Raw genomic sequence first — 21,593 nt, forward strand, 5'->3', positions numbered from 1 at the left:
GTTAGCCTGCGGCGTACTTCCTCAACGGGCGGCCCCGGTTCACGGGTCCGCGCCGGCGAGGAGGGTCCGGCAGTGGGCCTGAAGTTCCGAGTCCCCCCTTTCACGGGACTCTTTGTCTTGAACGGAACGAGGGTGCTCATGACCAGCCAGACGACCGACCCCGTCGGCCGCACACCGGGCGAGCCGGAGCTGCGCCGGCTCCTGGCCGGACTGACCGCGGTACGGGACGGTGACTTCGGCACCCGTCTGCCGGACGACGGCGGGGGCCTCCTGGGCGACATCGCCACCGTCTTCAACGGCATGGTCGACCAGTTGTCCGTGTTCACCTCAGAAGTCACCCGCGTAGCACGCGAGGTGGGCACCGAGGGGACGCTCGGCGGACAGGCGGAAGTGCCCGGCGTCTCCGGGACCTGGGCCGATCTCACCGACTCGGTCAACGCGATGGCGGGCAACCTCACCACCCAGGTCCGCGACATCGCACAGGTGGCGACGGCGGTCGCCAAGGGTGACCTCTCCCAGAAGATCGACGTGCCGGCCCGCGGCGAGATCCTTGAACTCAAGAACACCATCAACACGATGGTCGACCAGCTCTCCGCGTTCGCCGACGAGGTGACCCGGGTGGCCCGCGAGGTCGGCACCGAGGGGCGGCTCGGCGGCCAGGCGGACGTCAAGGGCGTCAAGGGCACGTGGCGCGACCTGACCGACTCCGTGAACTTCATGGCGAGCAACCTCACCGCCCAGGTCCGCAACGTGGCCCAGGTGGCGACCGCCGTGGCCAGGGGCGATCTCTCGCAGAAGATCACCGTCGACGCCCGGGGCGAGATCCTCGCGCTCAAGGAGACCATCAACACGATGGTCGACCAACTCTCCGCGTTCGCCGACGAGGTGACGCGCGTGGCCCGCGAGGTCGGCACGGCAGGAAACCTCGGCGGGCAGGCCACCGTACGCGGTGTCTCGGGCACCTGGAAGGACCTCACCGACAACGTCAACGTGATGGCGTCCAACCTGACGGGCCAGGTCCGCTCGATCGCCCAGGTCGCCACCGCCGTGGCCCGCGGCGACCTGTCCCAGAAGATCACGGTCGAGGCGAAGGGCGAGGTCGCGGCCCTGGCGGACGTCATCAACACGATGGTCGACACACTGTCCGCCTTCGCGGACGAGGTCACCCGGGTTGCCCGCGAGGTCGGCACCGAGGGCCGCCTGGGCGGGCAGGCCCAGGTGCCGAACGTGGCGGGCACGTGGAAGGACCTCACCGAGAACGTCAACTCGATGGCGAACAACCTCACCGGCCAGGTGCGCAACATCGCGCTGGTGACGACGGCGGTCGCCAAGGGCGATCTGTCCAAGAAGATCGACGTGGACGCCCGGGGCGAGATCCTGGAACTCAAGACGACGATCAACACGATGGTCGACCAGCTCTCCGCGTTCGCCGCCGAGGTAACGCGTGTCGCCCGCGAGGTCGGCAGCGAAGGACGGCTCGGCGGACAGGCCGAGGTCGAGGGTGTCTCCGGCACCTGGAAGCGGCTGACGGAGAACGTCAACGAGCTCGCGGGCAACCTGACGCGGCAGGTACGCGCGATCGCCGAGGTCACCAGCGCCGTCGCGGAGGGCGACCTGACGCGCTCGATCACCGTCGAGGCCTCCGGCGAGGTCGCCGAGCTCAAGGACAACATCAACTCGATGGTCGAGTCGCTGCGCGAGACCACCCGGGCCAACCAGGAGCAGGACTGGCTCAAGACCAACCTCGCGCGGATCTCCGGCCTGATGCAGGGGCACCGGGACCTGTCCGTCGTGGCCGAGCTGATCATGGACGAGCTCGCGCCCCTGGCGTCGGCCCAGTACGGCGCGTTCTACCTCGCGGAGGAGGCCGGGCGCGGCCACGAGCTGCGGCTCGTCGGCTCGTACGGCTGGCCCGACGACGACGGGCGTCCCGTCCGGATCCCCTTCGGCCGCTCGCTGGTCGGCCAGGCCGCGCGCAGCCGCCGCACCATCTCCGTGGACGAGCTGCCGCCGGGATACGTGACCATCTCCTCGGGGCTCGGCCGGACCGTGCCGACCGCCCTGATCGTGCTGCCCATCACGGTCGAGGACCAGGTGCTCGGAGTCATCGAGCTGGCCTCGGTCACCCGCTTCACGCAGATCCACCAGGACTTCCTGGGCCAGCTGATGGAAACCATCGGCGTCAACGTCAACACCATCGTGGCCAACGCGCGGACCGACGAGCTGCTGGACGAGTCCCAGCGCCTGACCACCGAACTGCAGGCCCGTTCGGAGGAGTTGCAGGTCCAGCAGGACGAACTGCAGCGCTCCAACGAGGAACTGGAGGAGAAGGCCTCGCTGCTGGTCGCACAGAACCGCGACATCGAGGCGAAGAACCTGCAGATCGAACAGGCCCGGCAGGAACTGGAGACCCGGGCCCAGCAGTTGTCGCTGGCCTCCAAGTACAAGTCGGAGTTCCTGGCGAACATGAGCCACGAGCTGCGGACCCCGCTGAACAGCCTGCTCATCCTCGCCCAACTGCTGGCGCAGAACCCCTCACGCAACCTCACCCCCAAGCAGGTCGAGTACGCGGGCATCATCCACTCCGCGGGATCGGACCTGCTGCAGTTGATCAACGACATCCTCGACCTGTCGAAGGTCGAGGCCGGAAAGATGGAACTCGCCCCCGAGCGCGTCCCGTTGCGGCAGCTTCTCGAGTACGTCGAGGCGACCTTCCGGCCGATGACGACGCAGAAGAGCCTCAACTTCACCGTGCGCACCGCGCCCGGCGCACCCGCCGACCTCCTCACCGACGACTCCCGGTTGCGCCAGGTGCTGCGCAACCTGCTGTCGAACGCGGTCAAGTTCACCGAGCAGGGCGGTGTCGAGCTGCGTATCGAACCGGCGGCCGACGACGAGGTGCCCGACGGCGTGCTCCGGGGCGGCACCATCGTGGCGTTCCGCGTGCGGGACACGGGGGTCGGGATCCCGGAGCAACATCTGGAGACGATCTTCGGAGCCTTCCAGCAGGCGGACGGGACGACGAGCCGCAAGTACGGTGGCACCGGCCTCGGTCTGTCCATCACACGGGAGATCGCGCACCTGCTCGGCGGTGCCGTCACCGTCGCCAGCACGCCCGGACAGGGCAGTACGTTCACGCTGTTCCTGCCCGTGGCACGGACCGACTTCGAGGACCTCCTGAACGGCGACCGATCGTCCGAGAAGGCCCTGACCGCGGCTCCGTCCGAGGAGTCGGCGGCGCAGGCACCGCCCTCGGGACCTGCCGCCCCGCCCCGGAGCCGCAGGCGTCGTCTGCTGGTCGTCGAGGAACGGCAGCGCGGCCTGCTGACCCTGGTCGCCGAGAGCACGGTCGCGGACGTCGCCCATGGCCCGGACACCGGTGATCCGCGCGGCACGGTCGACGTCATCACCGCCGTCGGGGCGCAGGAGGCGGCGAGCGCGCTGGCCGCGGGACCGTGCCACTGCGTCGTTCTGGAACTCGGCATGCCGGACGGCGAGGCGACCCGGTTCCTGGACGCGATGCACGGCGACTCCGCGCTCGCGAACGTTCCGGTCCTCGTCCACAGCGGTCACCGCGCCGATCTGGCACAGGAACAGGCGCTGCAGGCCCGTTCGGGCACGCGTGCCCTGGAGTTCCTGTCGAGCCTCGACGAACTGCGCGAGCGCATCGCCCTGCACCTCTCGGCGGAGGAGCTGGGAGATGTTCCCTCCCTGGCCCGGGCCGAGGAGCCGCGGCCCGAGACACCGCACCCCGTCGAGGACGCCTTCCTGGGCCGCACGGTCCTGGTGGTCGACGACGACGCACGCAACCTCTTCGCGCTCAGCGGGATCCTGGAGCTCCAGGGGTTCCACGTCCTGCACGCGGACAACGGCCGCAAGGGCATCGAGACGCTGGTCCAGCACCCGGACATCTCGCTCGTCCTGATGGACGTGATGATGCCGGAGATGGACGGCTACACGGCCACGGCGGAGATCCGGAAGATGCCTCAGTACGCGGGGCTTCCCATCATCGCCGTCACCGCGAAGGCGATGCCCGGCGACCGGGAGAAGAGTCTCGCCTCCGGGGCGAGCGATTACGTCACCAAACCGGTCGACACCAACGACCTCATCGCCTGCGTCCGCCAGTGGCTGCCCGCGTGACCCGCACCGAGCAGTGTCCTGATCCGGCCGAGGAGCGGTCGCCGGACGAGTCCGCGGAGGAGCCGGCCGACGAGACGGCGGACGAGCCAGAGGGCGGGTCGGGGGACGAGTCGCCCGAGGGTTCGGCCGCCCTTCTCGCGACCTACCCGGTGGGCAGGCTCGCCGCCACGGTGGAACGCCTGCGCCGCGAGGTGCGTGCGGCCCAGGTCGAGGCCGACGGACGTGCCCTGATCGAACTGCATCCTGGTGGAGCGACTGGGGTGCGGGCCCGCCCAGGCCGCCCGCCAGCTCGCCGAACTCACCGAGCAGGCCGGTGTGAGCACACTCGAACTCGCCGTCGAGGTCATCAACCAGGCGGCCCGCGACCGGCTTTCGGAGGTGGCCGACGCCTTCCTGACCGCCGCGAAGTCCACCGACGCTCCCACCGGGGACACCTCGTCGAGGGGCCACTCCCCCGCCGTACGGATGCGGGAGGCCGAGAGCGGTGCGCTGGCCGCCCCCGACACCCAGGCCGTCGCCGACTCCCTGCTGCAGCACGCGCTGACCCCGCTCGGCGCGGTGGCCGTGGCCATCTGGACCGTGCGCTCCGACGGCTCCCTGACGCTGGCCGGCAGCGCCGGGTTCTCCCCGGCGGAAGCCGAGCGCTGGCACCACGTGCCCCCGGGAGTGGTGACGGTGGCCCGCACCAGCCTCGCCGAGCGCTCCGGGCAGTGGATCGGATCGCTCGCCGAGACCGGGCTTCCCTCCATCGGCCAGCACCAGTACCCCGACGGCGGAAGGGCCGCCGTTCCCGCCGGCACCGGAGGCCGCATCCACGGCGCCCTGGAGATCGTCTGGCCCTCCCGCCTGGAACCTCAACCGCCCCAAGTGGTCCGGCAGGTCGAGGCCCTGGCGGAACTGTGCGCCCGCACGCTGGAGACGTACGCCTTCGTGCACGGCGACGAGGCCCTGCGCGAGCCGCGGGTCGTTCCCGACGCCACCGAACTGGTGGACCTGGCCGACGGGTTGCACGACCCCGCCCTGGTCCTCGTCCCCTATCTCGACGGCGGGCAGCTCGTCGACTTCCACATCCATCACGTCAACAGCCGTTTCCTCGATCCGGCCGGCCGGCCGCGCGGGCTCGTCAACGGCGCGATGCTCCTGGAGGCGTACCCGATGGCCGCCGGGGAGAGCGACCTCTTCCAGCGGATCGAGCGCGTCTACGCCACGGGCGAGCCGTTCCGCGCGGAGCGCATGAACCTCACGGCTCTCGTCGACCAGGTGCCGCTGTCCGCCGTGGCGGAGATCAGCATCAGCCGGCACGCCAACAGCGTGCTGCTCATCTGGCGCATCGAGGACGAGACGGCACGGCTCGCGAGCATCCTGCAGCACGCGCAGCGCCTGGGCCGTATCGGTGGCTTCGAGGAGAATCTGCTCACGGGTGAGATCACCTGGAACGCCCAGCTCTTCACCCTGTACGGCAGGCCTCCGGCGAGCGCGCCCGTGCCGCTGGAGGAGCTGCCCGTCCACGCGCATCCGGACGACGCCGTCGCCATCGGCCGCTTCCTGCGCACCCTCCTCCATCACCGGCGACCCGCGTCCGCGTCGTTCCGGCTCCGCCGTCCCGACGAGGTGACGCGCCACATCCGGGTCGTGGCCGAGCCGGTGCTCGACGCAGACGGCCAACTGTCCGTCGTACGGGGGGCCTACCAGGACATCTCCGCCCAGCACTGGACGGAGGTCGCGCTCGCCGCCACCCGTGTCCAGCTCGCCCACACCGAACAGCAGGCGAACGAGCGAAGCCGCCTCACGCTGCAACTTCAGCACGCCATCATGCCCCCGACCCAGGATCCGCTGCGGGCCCCCGGCATCGACGTGGCGGTCCGCTACCGGCCGGCCGAGACGGAGCACCTGGTCGGCGGCGACTGGTACGACGCGGTCGTCCTGCCGTCCGGTCTCGTGCTCCTGTGCGTGGGTGACGTGGCCGGTCATGGGATGGAGGCGGCGACCAGCATGGTCGTCCTGCGGAACGCGCTGCGGGGGCTGGCCGTGACGGGCGCGGGCCCGGGCCAGCTGCTGACCTGGCTCAACAGCGTGGCGCACCATCTGACGGGCACCGTCACCGCCACCGCGGTGTGCGGCCTCTACGACCCGGAGCACCGTACGTTGCGGTGGGCCAGGGCCGGTCATCTGCCGCCCGTGCTGGTACGCGACACGGGGGCGACGTCCCTGCCCCTCGTCAAGGGGTTGCTGCTGGGCGCGGCGCCCCGGGCGACGTACGAGGAGGACGAGATCCAACTGGCGGTCGACGACACGCTGTTGATGTACACGGACGGCCTGATCGAGCGCCGGGACCGCTCGATGGAGGAGTCCATGACCCAGCTGCTGACGACGGTCCGCGCGGCCCCGTCCACGCTCGACCAGCAGTTGGACCGGCTGCTCACGTACAGCAGGTCGGACACCGACGACGACACGTGCATCATCGGCATCCGCGTGTCGTAGCCGCGGCGCCGACGAGAGTCTGATCACGTCGCGCGGGCGGCCGGCGGGGGCATCGAATGCGCACAGGGGGGTAACCGGCCCAAGCCGTCAATTCTTCGGGAGGTACTTGTGTCCATTGCCCAGAACCCGCTGTCCGTCGAGGTCACGCTGCCTCGCGAGGGCGTCGCCCTGCTCACGGTCGAGGGCCATCTGGACATCGACACCGCGACAGGGCTGCAGCATCATCTGGCGAACCAGTTCCAGCACGGCCGTCGGCACTTCCTGCTCGATCTCTCGGCCGTGCCCTTCATGGACTCGTCCGGGATGAACATCATCATCAGGGCGTACCAGCAGACCCGGGAGTCCTCGGGGAGCGTGCACATCATCGGGCCGCCGCCGGCCGTGCGGCGGATCCTGGACCTCACCGGGGTCAGCATCACCGTGCCGGTGTCGGACACCGTCGACGAAGCACTCACCCTCGTGGACAAGCCGCGGGACGAGCCCGGGACCTGAACGGGAGCGCGAGCGGTACGGCGGTGCGGGAGGGGGTCCGGGATGGGGCGGTGGATGACAACGAACAAGCGCGCGGGGCGAGTTCCGCGTACGGACGCACGGGTTCCAGGTACGGACGCGCGGGTTCCGTGTACGGACGCGCGCGGCCCGGTACTGCGAGACGGTCGGTCGCGAGGCGGTCAGGCCGTCCTGGCGTCGGCGACGTCGTCCTCGTGGATCTCCTGCGCCGCGGCGGCACAGAACGCGGCCAAACCCTCCAGCAGCGCGGTCCGTTGCTCGGCCGGCATGTGCTCCAGCACGGACTGCAGAGCCCGCTCGCGGCGGGAGCGCAGATCGACCAGGAAGGCACGTCCGCGGCGGCTGAGGTACAGCCGCAGTTCGCGTCGGCTCGTGGCACCGGGTCTGCGCTCGACGAACCCCACGGCCTGGAGGCGGTCGCAGAGTCGGCTGGTCGAGGGGGGCGTGGAACCCAGGGCGTCGGCGAGCGTGCGCAGGTTGATGCCCTCGTGGTGCTCCAGGATGAACAGCACACGCAGCTGGGACGCCGACACCGGAGCCGTCGAGGCACGCCCCCACAGGACTTCCAGCAGTTCCGCCGCCTCCGAGGTCACGCGCGCCACTTCCTGGGGCCGCGGGCGCGCGTAGGAGGAAGTCACGGTGACACTCTCCCAGGCTTCCCGAACGCTGTCAGCCCGCCGCCTCGGGCCACCGGCACCCAACCACCGACTCACACAACAGACCGTCGACGTCGAGTACCCGACGACACGGACCCGACGCCGACGCGGAGAGAATGGCATATCCACCATTGTGAACAGATTCGTGGCAGCCGAGCGCGCACTGCGCTCCGCGGCACCGCACCAGTTGCCGGACGCGGTCCGCGAGGTGCTGTGCAACCAGTACGCGGCGCAGGATGCCCAACTATTCCTCGCGGACTACGGACTGACCCTGCTGCAGCCCGTGTCAGCGGTGCAGCACGCCCTGGACCCGCTGCCGGTGCACGACAGCCCGGCCGGCCGGGCCTTCGGGGCGCAGGAGCCGTACACGGAGGACCACGGCGGCGGCAGCGTGCGTCTTCATCTGCCGGTCACCGTGCGCGGCGACCGGCTCGGAGTGCTGACCGTCACCCTGCCCTCGGCCCAGGCGGCCGCGGAGTGCCGGACCGAACTGGCCGAGGTGGCCGAGGTGCTGGGCCACGAAGTGGTCGTGGCCGACCGAGACACCGACCTGTATCTGCTGGCGCGGCGCAGGAACCGGCTCACCCTGGCGGCGGAGATGCAGTGGCAACTGCTGCCCGCGCGCTCCTGCGCCCGGCCCGAGTTCACACTCGGCGCCCAACTGGAGCCCGCCTACGCCGTGTTCGGCGACAACTTCGACTGGTGCGTCACCGCCGACCGGCTGACGCTGTACGTCACCAACGGCATGGGCGAGGGCATCGACGCCTCGCTGCTGACCAGTCTCGGCATCAACGCGCTGCGCAACGCCCGGCGGGCGGGCATCCCCATCGCGGACCAGGCGGCTCTCGCCGACCAGGCGGTGTACGCCCACCACCGCGGCGCCGCGCACCTGTCCGTGCTGCTGCTGGACCTCGAACTCTCCACCGGACGCCTGCGGGTCGTCGACGCCGGCTCACCCCGGGTGCTGCGGCTGCGCGACCGGTCCGTCACGACCGTGGACATGAAGGCACAGCTCCCGCTGGGCATGTTCGAGGAAACCGACTATGTGGCACAGGAGTTCACCGTCGAGCCCGGCGACCGGCTCGTCATCGTCAGCGACGGGGTCCACGCGGTCGTGGCCCCGGGCGGCGAGCGGTACGGCGACCGGGCGCTGGCCCGGGCCGTCACGTCCACGAGCCTGGTGCCAGCCCCCGAGGTCCCCGGGGCGGTCCTGCGGGAGCTGACGGGGCATCGCGGCGGACTCGAGCCGGACGACGACGCGTTGGTGGTCTGTCTCGACTGGCACGGAAAGCAGTCGGCCCCCTAGGCGGGCACCCGCACCGTAGGTGTCCCGCCGGACGGCGCCACGGCTACAGTTGTTATCCGGCAATATTTACATCGCTTTCTCGTTGCCTTCGGCAAGTTCGGGGCGATTCGACGCACGTGACGCACGTAAGGAGTGGAACAGGTGCCGGAGCACGAAACGGCAGGACAGCACGGATCGCCCGCGCGGGAGGTCGGGGACTTCCTGCGGCGCCGCCGCGAGCAGATCGCCCAGCGGTGGGCGGACACCCCCTTGTTCCGTACGGTCTTCACCGTGTCCAGGGACGAAGCGGTGGAAGCGGGCAAGGCCGTGGTCGAGGCACTGGCCGCGGTGGCCACGGCCGGACGCGTCGAGGACGCCGAGGCGGACGGATTCACCGTGGTGCGCGAGCAGTTGACGCGCACGGCGGCCGCCCGGTCACGCGCCGGCGCCGGCTCGGCACAGGTGTCGAACGAGGTGGACGCCCTGCGACCGCCCGTCGTGGACCTCCTGGTGGCCGAGCTGTCGCAGGCGTCCGCCGAGCACGTACGCGAGTGCGCCACCGCGGTGACCGTACTGATGGGCACGCTGCGGCTGGTCGTGATGGAGTCGGCACTGAACGAGGGCCGGGCCCTCATCGACCGGCAGCGGATGGAACTGCTGGAGACGGCCACTCCCGTGATCAAGCTCTGGGACGGCATCGTCGCCGTACCGCTGATCGGCACGCTCGACAGCGCCCGCAGCCAGGTGGTGATGGAGACGCTCCTGGAGTCCGTCGTCGACCAGCACGCGCGCTTCGCGATCCTGGACATCACCGGTGTGCAGACCGTCGACTCCCTCGTGGCGCAGCACCTGATGAAGACGGTCGCGGCGGCGCGGCTGATGGGAGCGGAGTGCATCGTCTCCGGCATCCGGCCGGCCATCGCGCAGACCATCGTCCATCTCGGCCTGGACCTGGGCACGGTGGTCACCCGCGCCAGCCTCGCCGACGCCCTGGCGTACGCGCTCGACCAGCAGGGTTCCGGCATCGTGAACGCGGCGCCCCTTGGGGCGGTCACGCGGTGACCCACGCGCACGCCGGCCCTCCGTGGGGATCCGTCCCGGTGCTCAGGCTCGGCGACGTCCTTCTCGTGACCCTCCAGGGCGATCTGCACGACAGTACGGCGGAACAGCTCCAGCAGGACATCAGCGAGACCATCGCGAGCAGTTCGACGACCGGTGTGGTCATCGACCTCTCGGGGGTCGAGATGGTCGACTCGTTCCTGGGGCGGGTGCTGGCCGAGATCGCTGCCAAGGCGGGGCTCCTCGCCGCGCAGACCGTGGTGGCCGGCATGCGGCCCGCGGTCGCGATCACGTTGGTGGAGCTGGGTCTGACGCTGCCGGGTCTGCGCACCGCGCTGACCACGGAGGACGCCCTGGGCCTCCTGGCCGGGGAGGCCTCGCCGTACCGTCCGGCCGGGGAGGCCTCGCCCTACCGTCCCCGCTGCACACGGCGGGAGAGTCCGTGATGCAGACAGCCGGCTGTGTCGACGCCCGCCTGCCGATCCACTCGGACATGGATCTGGTGTGGGTACGTCAGCATGTGCGGCAGACGGCCGCTCAGTTGGGCTTCGGCCTGGTGGAGCAGACCAAGCTGGTCACCGCGGCGAGCGAGCTGGCCCGCAACACACTGGTGCACGGCGGGGGCGGCGAGGTGGAGGCCACCGTCCTGAAGAACGGTCACGCACCGGGGCTGCGGCTGGCGTTCATCGACGAGGGACCGGGCATCGCGGACCTGGAGCGGGCTCTGAGCGACGGCTACACCTCGGGAGACGGCCTCGGGATGGGTCTGGGCGGCGCCCGGCGGCTGGTTCACGAGTTCGCGGTCGACAGCAGCCCCGGAAACGGCACCACGGTCACCGTGACCTCCTGGACCGTCCGTCCACCGAGGCACCGGGAGGACACCTGATGCCCCGCGTCTGGGACATTCCGGTCCACGACTCGACACGCGTGCGCGACGCCAGGGTCGCGGCGGAGGGCGCGGCCGCCCTGGCCGGGCTCGACGGGAACCGCACCGCCGCCGCCGCGCTCGTGGCCACCGAACTCGCCACCAACCTGCTCAAGCACGCCAAGGGAGGCCAGTTGCTCATAGAGACCGTGCCCCCGCCCGTGCTGCCGGCCGGGCAGGAAGCGGCCTCCGTGGTGCAGATCGTCGCGGTCGACCACGGCCCCGGCATGGCCGACGTGCCGGCCGCGCTCCGTGACGGCTTCTCCACGGCGTCCACCCTCGGCACCGGCCTCGGCGCCTGCCGCCGCATCGCCGACGACTTCGACCTGCACAGCGTGCCGGGGCGGGGCACGGTCGCGCTGGCACGGATCGGTACCACCAGGACCGGTGGCGCCCGCGGTCGCGATCGCGCGGCCGCTCCCGCGCCGGTTGCCACCGCGGCCCGGGCGGGAGGGGTCAACATCCCCTTCGCCGGCGCGGAGTTCTCCGGTGACGCCTGGGCGTGGGTCCGGGCGGGCCACCGTACGACCCTGATGCTGGCCGACGGTCTTGGCCACGGCCCCGACGCCGCCCGGGCCTCGTCGGCGGCGGTGGAGGCCCTGCGCCGCTCGGGCCATCTGCCACCGGCCGAGGTGCTCCGGTACCTGGACGCGGAACTGCGACCTACCAGGGGCGCCGCGGTCGCCGTCGCCCAGCTCGACCCCGAGACCGGGCGGCTGAGTTTCTCCGGCATCGGGAACATCGGTGCCCGGCTGCGCACGGGTGAGGGCTGGCGGCCTCTGCTGTCCCGTCCCGGAATAGTCGGCGCCCACCGGCCCACGACCATCCCCGAACACCATGCGACGTGGGGAGCGGACTGTCTGCTCGTCCTGCACAGCGACGGGCTGCCCAGCCGCTGGACCCCGCCCGCGGACGCCTGCCTCGCGTCCTTCGACCCGGCTGTGATCGCCTCCGTGACGGTGCGTGACGCGAGCAGCTCCGCCCGGCCGGTACGGGACGACACAGCCGTCGCCGTACTGAGCCCCGTTCCGCCGGACGGCACACCATGATGCGTACCTGGCACATCACCACGGTCACCGACGCCGCACGGGCGCGTATCGACACGGCTCGTCTGACGGCCGCGTACGGGGTGCCCGGTCTGGAGCGGACCCGGCTGACCACCGCGCTCAGCGCGCATCTGCGGCAGTGCCTCACGAAGGGCGGCACGTGGCGGCTCTGCCTGGAGGAGGCGCCCTCGGTACCGCCCGGGGACCGTCTCCTGCGGGCCGTCGTGACCTCGTTCGACGACGGCGTCGCCGACGGGCAGCCGCCGTGGCACATGACGGTCACATGCCCGGAGGGCGCGGACCTCTCCGACGTCGGCCCCGTGGCGGACGATCCCGCGATCCTGTCCGAGGCGCTGCTGGGCGCCGACGAGGACACGGCCCTGGTCCTGGAGAAACTCGGCGAGCAGGAAGGGCTGGTGGACTTCCACCGGGAGGAGCTCCACCAGACCAACCAGGGTGTGCTGGCACTGCACGCGGAACTGGATGCGGCGGGACGGGCCCAGCGCGAGCTCTTCGCCGCAGAGCGGAAGGCGCGTACGGAGGCGGAGACCGCCCGCCGCAGGCTGACGTTCCTGGCCGACGCCAGCGCCGTACTCACGGCTTCGCTCAACCAGGACGAGATCGTGCGGCGGCTGCCCAGTCTCCTCGTGCCGGAGTACGCCCGCAGTGTCGATGTATGGCTCTTCGACGGCGAGGACGACGAGCCGCGGCAGAGTCCACGCCCGGCCGCCGCCGTGGTCGCGGCCCGCAGCGGGCGCCCTCAGTACGCCGCCGACCATCCGGGCGGCCTGCCCGGCGTCGACGACCAGCCGCCCTCGGCGCTGCATCCCACGCGGCCCCTGCTGTGTGTTCCGCTGCCGACGCGGCGGGCACCGCTGGGCGTGCTGATCCTCACGCCGCCCGGCGAACGCTGGGACGCCGACGACGCGGTCATGCTGATCGAACTCACCCGCCGCGCCAGCATCGCCATCGACAACGCCCGGCGCTTCGAGCACAACCGCGACATCGCCGAGACACTCCAGCGGGCCCTGCTCACGGACCTGCCCACCACTCCGGAACTGCGCCTGGCGGCCCGCTATCTGCCGGCCACCCACGGTCTGAACATCGGCGGGGACTGGTACGACGCCTTCCGCCAGCCCGACGGCAGCCTCATCACCGTCATCGGCGACGTGACGGGGCACGGACTGCACGCCGCGGTCATGATGAGCCAGTTGCGCACGGCGCTGCGCGCGTACGCCGTCGACGGCGGCACCCCCGGCCAGCTCCTCACCCGGCTGCACATCCTCCTGCACCATCTGCAGCCCGATCTGTACGCGACGGCCGTCATCGCGCGCTTCCACCCCGACGATCCGACGCTCACCTGGGCCGCCGCGGGCCATCCGCCGCCGGTGCTGCGTACCCCCGACGGCCAGGTGCACACACTCGACGCCAAGCCCGGTGCCATGCTCGGCATCCCACTGCGGCAGGAGATCGGCGACCACACCGTGCGCCTCGCGCCCGGTTCGACGCTGGCCCTCTACACGGACGGCCTGGTCGAGCGCCGCGCGCAGGGCATAGATCCCGGAATCGAGCGTCTCGCCTCGGTACTCGGGGGCTTCCGTTCCGAGGATCTCGACACGGACCTGGACGGCTCGGCCGACCGTCTCCTGCGTCCGTTGCTGAGCGACTCCGAGCGGGACGACGACGTGTGTCTGCTGTTGTGCCACCTCCCGAGCCGAGGGGCGGAGACGGTACGGCCCTCACCCGCCGGGCTGCCCGCCTGACGGGCTTCAGCCGCCGGTCACCGCTTCTCCCCCGCCCTGTGTGTCGCCCCGCGGCAGCGGACGGGCGCGGGCGCGGGCCTGCTCGAAGGCTCCCAGTCCCCGTTGCAGAGAGGCACGTTCGCCGGGTGTCATCGCCTCGAACACGGTCGCGAGACACAGGGATCGCCGCTCGGTGATGTCCGCCAGGAACCGCCGTCCGTCGGCGGTGACCAGCAGCCGCACCTCACGGCGGTTGTGGGGCTGGACGGTCCGCTGGAGCAGCCCGGCGGACACGAGCCGGCCACACAGGCGGCTGGCGGTGGGCAGCCCTATCTCCAGGTGCTCGGCCAGAGCGGTGAGATTGAGCTCGGGCCGGCGGCGGACCGTCTGCAGGGCGGACAGCTGACGCGCGGACAGCTGCGGGACGACGTCCTCGACCGCCGCGAACCAGAGCGTCACCAGACTCTCCACCGTGTCGACGACATGGCGGGCAAGCGTCTCCGGCTCGTGTACGGGGTTCTGGTCACGGCCCGTGGGCCGGTCGGTCTCCACAAGCGCTCTCTCAGTGAACTCCGGACAGGGCAGCTGTCATGTAGGTCGGCCCTACCCGAAGAACCGGGCGGTACACGGCCGGACTCCCGCTCGCTGTACGCCTGCTCGTTGTACGCCTGCTCGCTGTACGCCCGTCCGGACCGCTCGGGGCCGAACGCGGCCCGGCCTCCCCTCCCTGCGCGTGGTGCGCAGGGAGGGGAGGCCGGATCGGTGGCCGGACGGCCGGTCAGCCGGTGGCGAGGGCGCCCTTCAGCGCGGTCACCGCCTGGCTGATGGCGGCGCGGGCCGCGTGGGTGTCGGCGAGGGCGTTGAGCATCACGAAGTCGTGGATGATGCCCTGGTAGCGGACCGCCGTGACGGGGACGCCCGCCTCGCGCAGCTTGTTGGCGTAGGCCTCGCCCTCGTCGCGCAGGACGTCGGCCTCTCCGGTGATGACCAGGGCCGGCGGCAGACCGGTGAGCTGCTCGGTGGTGGCGCGCAGCGGGGACGCGGTGATCTCGGCACGCTGCTTCTCGTCGGTCGTGTACTGGTCCCAGAACCACTGCATGGCGTCGCGGCGCAGGAAGTAGCCCTCGGCGAACTGGTGGTAGGAGCCGGTGTCGAAGGCGGCGTCGGTGACCGGGTAGAAGAGGACCTGCTGCACGAGGGGCACGTCACCGCGCTCCTTGGCCATCAGAGTCAGGGCCGCGCTCATGTTGCCGCCGACGGAGTCGCCCGCGACCGCGATACGGGAGGCGTCCAGGTTGTGGGCGGCGCCGTCGGTGACGACCCACCGGGCGACGGTGTAGTTCTGCTCGATGGCGACGGGGTAGCGGGCTTCGGGCGAGAGGTCGTACTCGGGGAAGACCACGGCCGCGTTCGCTCCGACGGCGAGTTCGCGGACCAGGCGGTCGTGGGTGTGGGCGTTGCCGAAGACCCAGCCGGCGCCGTGGATGTAGACGATCACCGGGAGAACGCCGGAGGCACCGGCCGGGCGGACGATGCGCGCCCGGACCTGTCCGGTGGGGCCGCCGGGGACGGTGACCCACTCCTCGTCGACGTCGAGCTTGGTGATGTCGCCCGACTGCACCTCGTCGACGGTCTTGCGGCCCTCCGCCGGGCCGAGGTCGAACAGGTAGGGCGGGTTCGCGGTCGCCTCGGCGAAGGCCGCGGCGGCGGGCTCGAGGACCGGGCGGGGGCCGGTGGTGTCGGTCATGGCGATCTCCTCGGATCAGGTGCCGTGGGCAGGCTCCGTCGGCTGTCTTCGCCGGAGCGGCGGCACACCATTAAAGTAGCGCGCTATTAAGTCGTGCGCAACTTATTAGGGTCCGATAGAGTCGAGTCGACTCGAACGGTAGAGTGGAGATCCCCGTGCGACGCACCGGAGCAGGCACAGGAACAGGGAGCGACACCGTGAGCACACCAGGAGCCGAACCGACCCAGGAGGGTTCCCTGCTCCTGGACGACCAGCTCTGCTTCGCCCTCTACGCGGCCTCGCGTGCGGTCACCGCCCGCTACCGGCCCCTGCTGGACGACCTCGGACTGACCTATCCGCAATACCTGGTCATGCTCGTGCTCTGGGAGCAGGACCAGATCTCGGTACGGGACCTGGGCAACGCACTCCAACTGGAGTCCAGCACCCTCTCCCCGCTCCTCAAGCGCCTGGAGGCGAACGGCCTCCTGCGGCGCGAGCGCCGGGCGGAGGACGAGCGTTCCGTCGCCCTCCGCCTCACCGACGCGGGAGCCCGACTCAGGGATCGGGCGAGCACCGTCCCCGTGGCCATAGGCGACGCCATGGGCCTGACCCCCGAACAGGACGCCACAGCAAAGCAGTTGCTCCGCCTACTGACGACAAACGTCACCCGTGACTCTTAAGGGGCGCGAGGAACTGCGCGCCCAGCCCCCACCGGGCCGCGGACGAACAACCACCCTTTCAGCGAAGCCTTACTGACGAGTCCACTTCTGATTCGCGCCCCCACCACAAGTCCAAAGGACGACCTTCGTACCGTTGGCGGTAGCCGCGTTGTAGGCATCGAGGCACAGCCCGGCATTCACATTGGTCACCGTCCCGTCGGCGTTCACGTTCCACTTCTGGTTGTTGCCGCCGTTGCAGTCCCAGATGACGACCTTCGTGCCGTTGGTGGTCCCCGCCTGGTAGGCGTCGAGGCACTTGTTGCCGTAGACCACGAGTTCCTTGCGCGCGGTGTACGTCCAGGACTGGTTGACGCCGCCCGCGCAGTCCCACAGCTGGGCCTGGGTGCCGTTGGTGATGGTGTTGTTGTCGACGTCGAGGCAGCGGCTGGACTGCTGCCCGGTGAACTGCGTTCCGTTGGTGCCGGGCAGCGGCCGTACCTCGATCGCGTCCAGATCGGGCGTCCAGGCGGAGGTGTTGGAGAACGTCAGGGTGTTCGCCGAGCCCTTGGCCAGGGACACCTCGACCGAGATCGTGCCGGGCGTGGTCCAGGAGCCGGTCGGCGGGAAGGAGACCTTGGTGGCCGTCTGCCCGTTGACCTGGAGGACCGCCGTACGGGCCGCGCTGTCGCCGTTGGTGTAGGCGATGTCGACGACCTTGGTGCCCGTGTCTGCCGACGAGACGCCGTTGAACCGCAGGGTGTTGGCCGCGCCGTTGCCGACGCCACCCACCTTGGTGCCACCGGAACAGTTGGCGCAGGTGGCGTCGGCCGCCGAGCCGCCCTTGGTGTTGCCTGATGCCTCGGCCTCGTACGTGGCGCTCGCCGCCTCGGTGGCGCCGGTGACCGTGAGCATCACCGAGTCCTTGGCGGGCACGTTGACCGTGTAACTCGTGCCGAAACTGCCCACGTTCGCCCGCGTCCAGAGATTGCGGACCGTCGCTGACGCGTTGGTCAGACCCAGGTCGGACCACCGGACCGTCATGTTCTGCGCGCTGGAGGTGCGGTTGAGCAGGACGACGGCGCGCTTGCCGGTGCCGGAGAGCACCTTGCCGTACACCTGCAGACCGGAGGTGTCCTCGGCGACCTTGACTCCCTGGAGCCCGCGTGGGTCCTGGTCGACCGCGATGACCTCGGGGTTCTTCAGGATGTTCGCCGATTCGGTGCTCATGGTCGCCAGGTTGTTCCCGGCGAGGAGCGGTGCCCCGGAGACGGCCCAGAGGTTCATGTGGCTGCGGTTCTGGGCGGCGGTGAAACCGTCCATGCCGACCATCAGCATGTCCGGGTCGTTGTAGTAGCCGGTGTGCTGGGCGGCGGGGTGCACGTTGGTGTCGAAGTTGGTCAACATGCTGTCCCACGAAGGCGAGTTGCCGTGGAAGATGATGTCGGTGTTGGTCCGCCACAGGGCGGCCATTCCGGCGCCCCAGTTCCACGGGTTCTGCTTGCCCCAGTTGCAGATCGACAGGGTCAGCGGCCGTCCGGTGGTGGCCGTCGCCTTCGCGGCCGCGTCACTGATGGCCTGGTAGGTGGTCATGGCGTCGAGGCCCTCGACATCGCCGCCGCACCAGTCGACCTTGACGTAGTCGAATCCCCATTTCGAGAACTGGAGCATGTCCTGCTCATAGTGACCCTCGCTGCCGCTGCCCGGGGCGGCGGGACGGCCGGTCGGGAAGTAGTAGCCGCAGCCGTCCCTGCCCGCGTCGGTGTAGATGCCGGCCTTGAGGCCCTTGCTGTGGATGTAGTCGGCGATGGCGGTCATGCCGCCGGGCCACTCGGACTCGTCGATCGTGATGTTGCCCGCGCTGTCGCGGGTGCCCTGCCACCAGCCCTCGTCGAGGTTGATGTACTTGTAGCCGGCCGCCGGCAGGCCCGCCGCGACGAACGCGTCGACCTGCGTCTTGATGACGTTGTAGTCGATCCTGGCGGCGAAGGTGTTCCAGGAGGCCCAGCCCATCGGCGCCGTGGGCACCGGAATCTGGTTCGACGTCACCGCGACCGGCTGAGCCCGGTCGAGATCGGTGGACCCCTGCTCCTGGAGACCGACCAGGGCGCCGGCGGCCAGGGCGAGAACGGCGGCGCGGACAACGACGGCTCTGCACAGACGTCTTGCACGGGGGGCGAACTGCTCAAAGGGCATGGGGGTTCCTTCCGGGGGCGCGGCAACCCAGCACACACGAGTGGTCGACATACCGAACGATGAACGGTTTGTCGAACCGATGGGACGCCGAAGCTAGGCCCGCACCACACGGAAGTCAACGGATCGTCACCACTGGATTTCCATCAGTCGCATCCGACCCGGGGAGCGACACCCCCGACAGAGATCCGTCGCGCCAAATTAACCGGAGCCGAACGCGCCGGAAGCGTTGACGTGCCCCCACCCCAAACCTATGTTTTGGTCGAACTTCCGCACGCTGTACGGCATTTCGAACATTGCTGACTTCCGTACACCCGTCGCACGGTCCCGACCCCCCGCGCAGAGACGAGGAACGCATGGCCCCCGCCCTCCCCAGACGGAGACTCCTCCAGGCCGCACTGTTCGCCACGGCGACCCCGGCGTTCTCGTACGCGGCGGGTGGCGGCTCGGCCGCGGCCGCCACGCTGCCCGCGCCCTCCGCCTGGACGCTCCGGCCGTTCGAGCTCAAGGACGTGAAGGTCGGTCAGGGCGTCTTCGCCGCCAAGCGTCAACTGATGCTCGACCACGGCCGCGGCTACGACGTGAACCGGCTGCTCCAGGTGTTCCGTGCCAACGCCGGGCTCTCCACCGGCGGGGCGGTCGCCCCCGGCGGCTGGGAGGGCCTGGACGGTGAGGCCAACGGCAATCTCCGCGGCCACTACACCGGCCACTTCCTGACCATGCTGTCCCAGGCGTACGCGAGCACCGGCGACCAGGTCTACGCCGACAGGATCCGCACCATGATCGGCGCCCTGACCGACGTGCGCGCGGCCCTGCGCAAGGATCCGGCGGTGCTCGGCGCCACCGGGAAGTTCGGCACAGCCGCGGAGAACGTACGCGGCTCCTACCAGTACGTAAGCCTGCCGGCCGCCGTGCTGAACGGCTCCGCGACGATCACCCTGTCGGCCTGGGTGAAGCCCACCCACGACGCCAACTGGACCCGGGTCTTCGACTTCGGCAACAACAACACCAGGTACATGTATCTGGCCGCCCGCAACGCGAGCGGCGTACCGCGCTTCGCCATCTCGACCAACGGACCCGGCGGGGAACAGGGACTCAACGGCACCGCCGCGCTGCCGCTGAACCAGTGGAGCCACCTGGCGGTCACCATCTCGGGCAGCACCGGCACCCTCTACGTCAACGGCGCCTCCGTCGCCCAGAACACGTCGATGACGCTCAACCCGTCGTCCCTGGGCGCCCTGACGAACAACTGGCTCGGCCGCTCCAACTTCGACGACCCGGTGTTCGCCGGCGTCTACGACGAGTTCAACGTCTGGTCGCGGGCGCTGACCGCGGCCGAGATCACGTCGTTGCAGAGCAATCGCGCCGCCGCCTCCTCGGCGGGCCGCGGCACCCTGGCCTCGTACACCTTCGACGAGACCACGGGCGGTACCTTCGCCGACGCCTCGGGACGCGGACTGACCGCCACCCTGCGCCGCACCTGGGGCGGGCCGAGCCACGTCGGCTTCCTCGCCGCGTATCCGGAGACGCAGTTCATCGACCTGGAGTCACGGACCAGCCCGGACTACACCAAGGTGTGGGCGCCGTACTACACCGCGCACAAGATCCTCAAGGGCCTGCTGGACGCCTATCTCGCCACGGACGACGCGCGGGCACTCGACCTCGCGTCCGGCATGTGCGACTGGATGTACTCCCGGCTGTCCAAGCTGCCCGGGGCCACCCTGCAGCGCATGTGGGGCATCTTCTCCAGCGGCGAGTTCGGCGGCATCGTCGAGACGATCGTCGACTTGTACACGATCACCGGCAAGGCCGAACACCTCGCGCTGGCCAGGCTGTTCGACCTCGACAAGCTCATCGACGCCTGCGCCGCGAACACCGACACGCTCGACGGGCTGCACGCCAACCAGCACATCCCCATCTTCACCGGCCTGATCCGGCTGTACGACGCGACGGGCGAGGCCCGCTACCTCACCGCCGCGAAGAACTTCTGGGGCATGGTCGTGCCCCACCGCATGTACGGCATCGGCGGGACCAGTACGGCCGAGTTCTGGAAGGCGCGCGGGGTCATCGCGGGCACGATCAGCGACACCACCGCCGAGTCGTGCTGCGCGTACAACCTGCTCAAGCTCAGCCGGATGCTGTTCTTCCACGAGCAGGACCCGAAGTACATGGACTACTACGAGCGAGCCCTCTACAACCAGGTCCTGGGCTCCAAGCAGGACAGGGCGGACGGGGAGAAGCCGCTCGTCACCTATTTCATAGGCCTGACGCCCGGTCATGTCCGGGACTACACCCCCAAGCAGGGCACCACCTGCTGCGAGGGCACGGGCATGGAGAGCGCCACCAAGTACCAAGACTCGGTGTACTTCAAGAAGGCCGACGGGAGCGCGCTGTACGTCAACCTCTACAGCCCGACCACTCTGACCTGGTCCGAGAAGGGCATCACGGTCACGCAGACCACTGACTACCCGAGAGAGCAGGGCTCGACCCTCACCTTCGGCGGCGGCAGCGCTGCCTTCGAGCTGCGGCTGCGCGTGCCGTCCTGGGCGACGAGCGGCTTCCGGGTGACGGTCAACGGCGGTGCGGTGAGCGGGACTCCGGTCGCCGGGAGCTACTTCGCCGTCTCACGGACCTGGCAGAGCGGTGACGTCGTGAAGGTCGCCATCCCCTTCCGGGCCCGGGTCGAGAAGGCCCTCGACGACTCGGGACTGCAGACCCTGTTCTACGGCCCGGTCAACCTGGTCGCCCGCAACTCCGGTACCAGCTATATGCAGTTCGGGCTCTACCGCAACGCCGCCCTCTCCGGCGACCTGCTGCCGACCCTCTCCCCCGTGTCGGGCAAGCCGCTCCACTACACCCTGAACGGCACGGAGTTCGCCCCGTTCTTCGAGGGCACCGAGGACCCCACCCACGCCTACTTCCGGCGCTCCGAGCCCAGGGTGGTCTTCGGCACCACCGACTCCGGTGTCACGAACCCGGCCAAGTCCGATGGCACGACGCTCCTGGACGAGATCTGGGCCGGCGCCCCCTTCGGCACCAAGGCCACGCTGGTCTCGCGTGTCCAGAGCACGGTGAACTCCTGGGTCTCTGCGGGCCTTCTCGGTCAGGCCGACGGCCAGAAGGTGGTGACCACGGCGCAGAACGCCTCGTACGTGTCCTGACGCCCTGGCCGTG

Annotated in this window: 14 protein-coding genes and 1 pseudogene; 11 read left to right on the plus strand and 4 right to left on the minus strand. The window is 70.2% G+C overall.

What is annotated here, in order from left to right; genetic code table 11:
- Window positions 1-138: 138 nt before the first annotated feature.
- From ACIBEI_RS22185 to ACIBEI_RS22195, 3 genes and pseudogenes are all read left to right on the plus strand, one after another.
- Window positions 139-4,140, plus strand: coding sequence for a HAMP domain-containing protein (locus tag ACIBEI_RS22185; RefSeq protein ID WP_398891318.1), 4,002 nt, complete (start codon window positions 139-141; stop codon window positions 4,138-4,140).
- Window positions 4,125-6,621, plus strand: a pseudogene (locus tag ACIBEI_RS22190) (SpoIIE family protein phosphatase). The gene ACIBEI_RS22185 and the pseudogene ACIBEI_RS22190 overlap by 16 nt, the downstream one beginning before the upstream one ends.
- Window positions 6,622-6,729: 108 nt before the next feature.
- Window positions 6,730-7,113: an STAS domain-containing protein gene (locus ACIBEI_RS22195; RefSeq protein WP_398891320.1), complete on the plus strand. Its 384-nt coding sequence runs from the start codon at window positions 6,730-6,732 to the stop codon at window positions 7,111-7,113.
- Between the two features lie 179 nt (window positions 7,114-7,292).
- Here ACIBEI_RS22195 and ACIBEI_RS22200 read toward each other — a convergent pair whose 3' ends face one another.
- Complete coding sequence (locus ACIBEI_RS22200; protein ID WP_398891322.1) at window positions 7,293-7,769, minus strand: MarR family winged helix-turn-helix transcriptional regulator; 477 nt, start codon at window positions 7,767-7,769, stop codon at window positions 7,293-7,295.
- 151 nt (window positions 7,770-7,920) lie between these two features.
- Between ACIBEI_RS22200 and ACIBEI_RS22205 the strand changes: the two genes are divergently transcribed.
- The 6 genes from ACIBEI_RS22205 (at window position 7,921) to ACIBEI_RS22230 (ending at window position 13,865) form a co-directional block, all read left to right on the plus strand.
- Window positions 7,921-9,093, plus strand: a complete 1,173-nt coding sequence (locus tag ACIBEI_RS22205; protein WP_398891324.1) for a PP2C family protein-serine/threonine phosphatase — start codon at window positions 7,921-7,923, stop codon at window positions 9,091-9,093.
- Between the two features lie 141 nt (window positions 9,094-9,234).
- Window positions 9,235-10,134: an STAS domain-containing protein gene (locus tag ACIBEI_RS22210; protein WP_398891326.1), complete on the plus strand. Its 900-nt coding sequence runs from the start codon at window positions 9,235-9,237 to the stop codon at window positions 10,132-10,134.
- Window positions 10,131-10,577, plus strand: a complete 447-nt coding sequence (locus ACIBEI_RS22215) for an STAS domain-containing protein (protein ID WP_398891328.1) — start codon at window positions 10,131-10,133, stop codon at window positions 10,575-10,577. The genes ACIBEI_RS22210 and ACIBEI_RS22215 overlap by 4 nt, the downstream gene beginning before the upstream one ends.
- The gene (locus ACIBEI_RS22220) at window positions 10,577-11,017 is read left to right on the plus strand and encodes an anti-sigma regulatory factor (protein WP_398891422.1); all 441 of its coding nucleotides are present in this window, start codon (window positions 10,577-10,579) and stop codon (window positions 11,015-11,017) included. Before ACIBEI_RS22215 ends, ACIBEI_RS22220 begins: the two co-directional genes overlap by 1 nt.
- Window positions 11,017-12,105, plus strand: coding sequence for a SpoIIE family protein phosphatase (locus tag ACIBEI_RS22225; RefSeq protein ID WP_398891330.1), 1,089 nt, complete (start codon window positions 11,017-11,019; stop codon window positions 12,103-12,105). The genes ACIBEI_RS22220 and ACIBEI_RS22225 overlap by 1 nt, the downstream gene beginning before the upstream one ends.
- Window positions 12,102-13,865 (plus strand): PP2C family protein-serine/threonine phosphatase, encoded by a 1,764-nt coding sequence (locus ACIBEI_RS22230; protein WP_398891331.1) that lies wholly within the window; start codon window positions 12,102-12,104, stop codon window positions 13,863-13,865. The genes ACIBEI_RS22225 and ACIBEI_RS22230 overlap by 4 nt, the downstream gene beginning before the upstream one ends.
- A 6-nt stretch (window positions 13,866-13,871) precedes the next feature.
- On the opposite strand, the gene ACIBEI_RS22235 is transcribed toward ACIBEI_RS22230, so the two are convergent.
- On the minus strand, window positions 13,872-14,396 hold the full coding sequence (locus ACIBEI_RS22235) for a MarR family winged helix-turn-helix transcriptional regulator (protein ID WP_398891333.1): 525 nt from the start codon (window positions 14,394-14,396) through the stop codon (window positions 13,872-13,874).
- Between the two features lie 226 nt (window positions 14,397-14,622).
- The gene (locus tag ACIBEI_RS22240) at window positions 14,623-15,591 is read right to left on the minus strand and encodes an alpha/beta hydrolase (protein ID WP_398891335.1); all 969 of its coding nucleotides are present in this window, start codon (window positions 15,589-15,591) and stop codon (window positions 14,623-14,625) included.
- 197 nt (window positions 15,592-15,788) lie between these two features.
- Here ACIBEI_RS22240 and ACIBEI_RS22245 point away from each other — a divergent pair, with 197 nt between their 5' ends.
- Window positions 15,789-16,250, plus strand: a complete 462-nt coding sequence (locus tag ACIBEI_RS22245) for a MarR family winged helix-turn-helix transcriptional regulator (RefSeq protein ID WP_398891337.1) — start codon at window positions 15,789-15,791, stop codon at window positions 16,248-16,250.
- Window positions 16,251-16,319: 69 nt separating this feature from the next.
- Here ACIBEI_RS22245 and ACIBEI_RS22250 read toward each other — a convergent pair whose 3' ends face one another.
- On the minus strand, window positions 16,320-18,422 hold the full coding sequence (locus tag ACIBEI_RS22250; protein WP_398891339.1) for an RICIN domain-containing protein: 2,103 nt from the start codon (window positions 18,420-18,422) through the stop codon (window positions 16,320-16,322).
- 353 nt (window positions 18,423-18,775) lie between these two features.
- Between ACIBEI_RS22250 and ACIBEI_RS22255 the strand changes: the two genes are divergently transcribed.
- Window positions 18,776-21,580, plus strand: a complete 2,805-nt coding sequence (locus ACIBEI_RS22255; protein WP_398891341.1) for a beta-L-arabinofuranosidase domain-containing protein — start codon at window positions 18,776-18,778, stop codon at window positions 21,578-21,580.
- The last annotated feature ends 13 nt before the right edge of the window (window positions 21,581-21,593 follow it).

Origin of the sequence: Streptomyces sp. NPDC050988 (assembly GCF_044456225.1) — a bacterium.
Classification (GTDB): Bacteria; Actinomycetota; Actinomycetes; order Streptomycetales; family Streptomycetaceae; genus Streptomyces.